The following is a 416-nucleotide window of genomic DNA, read 5'->3' as shown; positions in this document are numbered from 1 at the left end:
AATCAGAGGAATAAAAGACAATATTTTGAAAACCGGCGCATTGGCCGAAGAAGCAACCGCAAAGCTTAGAAAATATGGAACCATTGCAATCCACATAACTACCGAAGTAGATTTGGCGACATCTTCCTGTCGGCTGACCATTGAAGCAAAAACTGCCGCTAAAATAATATATATAATAATTGCACCTAGAGTTATTAGAACAGTTAAAACAATAAAACCAATTCCCAATTGCGACCAATCAATCAAATTAAGATATTTAGAATAATTGAATGGTTTCGCTAAAGCAAAAGCTATCAGAGCAATAAAAGTATAAGTAATCAGTTGGAAAATAAAGAGTCCGACAATCGCGATAATCTTACCGGTAAAATGCTGGCGGGCTGGAACAGCAGCAAGAATACTTTCAAGAATTCGCGAAC

At 36.8% G+C, this 416-nt stretch carries 1 protein-coding gene; it reads right to left on the bottom strand.

Annotation, left to right across the window (positions count from 1 at the left end; genetic code table 11):
• Positions 1 to 416, bottom strand: a 416-nt coding sequence (locus tag KH893_RS12600) for an ABC transporter permease (RefSeq protein ID WP_281166374.1), incomplete at both ends; no start/stop codon positions are given.

The organism is Liquorilactobacillus sicerae, from assembly GCF_029916425.1.
Taxonomy (GTDB): Bacteria; Bacillota; Bacilli; order Lactobacillales; family Lactobacillaceae; genus Liquorilactobacillus; species Liquorilactobacillus sicerae.
The sequence above is the reverse complement of the archived record's forward strand: the minus strand, read 5'-3'. Positions and strand labels throughout refer to the sequence as shown.